This is a genomic window from Thioalkalivibrio sp. ALE23, assembly GCF_000378545.1.
Lineage (GTDB): Bacteria > Pseudomonadota > Gammaproteobacteria > Ectothiorhodospirales > Ectothiorhodospiraceae > Thioalkalivibrio.
The window spans coordinates 1-1533 of the sequence record NZ_KB900078.1 but is presented as its reverse complement, the minus strand read 5'-3'; the positions used below and the strand labels follow the sequence as shown (position 1 = coordinate 1533).

1 protein-coding gene is annotated in these 1533 nt (G+C 55.1%); it reads right to left on the bottom strand.

All coding sequences use genetic code 11. From position 1 onward, the window contains the following. Nucleotides 1-682: 682 nt before the first annotated feature. Nucleotides 683-1533: hypothetical protein (locus F573_RS15455; RefSeq protein WP_231384434.1), on the bottom strand; the 851-nt coding region annotated here is incomplete at its 5' end.

Sequence of the window (1533 nt, the reverse complement as noted above, 5' to 3'; positions counted from 1 at the left end):
GTCTTGCGCTTCGCCGTCCACCGCTTCACCGGTGCTTCTTCGCTCATCATGCCCTCCTGTTGGCCCCACAATAACCTGTGCAGCCGTCGAGGGGGGCACTTCAATCAGCGGGGTAGCGTCGTCCGACCCCGCGTTGCATTAGGGCGCTGTGTCGTCTGTTCGGACGGCCGGGCGAGTGGCGCAGGAAGGCATTTTCCCAGGTCGACTCCCCTTACCAAGTCCATGGGGTATCACGATACTCGGAATACAGCCACATGTTCATTGGCTGTTCCTGGAAAATGCAGAAGGAGATATTGGAATGTCCAACACGAAGAAAACCCCGATGACGAAGGATCGCGCAGCCAAGATCCAGAGTAAGACTGCGCGTGATAACGGTGGCAAGGTGCCGAAGAGCAGCTTCGCCAGCCGGGCTCAGAGGGCTGCGGCCGGGGGCGGGAAGAAGAGTAGCAAGTAGAAGATTAGTTCATGAACCGGGCTCACTCCCTAAGGGGGTGAGCCCAGCTCTTTCCCAGTACTTCTGGTAACACGAGAAGGTGTCGACGACCCAGCCCAGATCAATATGCTGCTCGAGAGCCGGGCATTCTTTTGTGCATGTGGTCAGGAGACTTTTTTCCTCATCGATCCATTTTGTCCATGCGGTGGCCGCGCGAGACATTGCGAATGGGAGAAACACGCCGCACTGCTATCCAAACATGGATTGCAGGAATTTCGCTAGTTGTTCGGTTTCCGGAGCTGTGCCATCACGCCACTCTTTTAGCCGCCTCTTCTTGGTTTCCGTATCCTCATCCCGATTGTAGGAGTGGCATGCTGTCCCGCGCGACCGTGAGCGCCGAGGGTCTGGGCTTGGGATGTGTTGGGCCATTTGGCGGTAGGAAATCGATATTCCAGTTGCTTCTTTCCAGAATTCGTAGAGGCGGTATGTAGGGGTGACAAGTTTCCCATTCTCTAGTCGCGGAACCAATCTACCCATCGCCCCCTCGTCGACGAGTGCTTTGGACACCCTTGGTGGTAACCCCATTTCGCTCCGCAGGGGGAGCATGTCGACCATTAGCGAAGTGAGTAACTGGTGGTAGAAGTCCACGCGTAAGCGGAACCTGCCTTTCAGGAAGTCTGCCCTCACCGATATATCAAGGTTCCTTCGGGAAGTCAGGCCTTTCGCAAATGCAGCGCCGTAGCTTTTTATTTCTTCGCGTTTGAGCAGGGTGTGACGGTGTAAGTGATTGGAGAAAACCTCCTCTACGCGCGACAGTAGAAAGTCTTTAGTTCGATCATCCGCCTGTGCTTGAATGCAATCCCTGATGATATCTTTTTCGGCACTGAATCTTTCCCCGATGAAACCAATCGTTCGTTGGAATTCAACCTGCCACTGGCGTTTGTCTCCTCGATTCCTGCCGGCGATGAGTCCGAGTACGAAGGGTTCCCATTTGTGGCCGTTAGTTGTCAGGTCTCGTCTGATTGCATACCGCGAGAGAAGGCACCCCTGTTTCATGCCCGGGAGTGGATGCGTATTGTGCCCGATGAGCGAACGGGAGG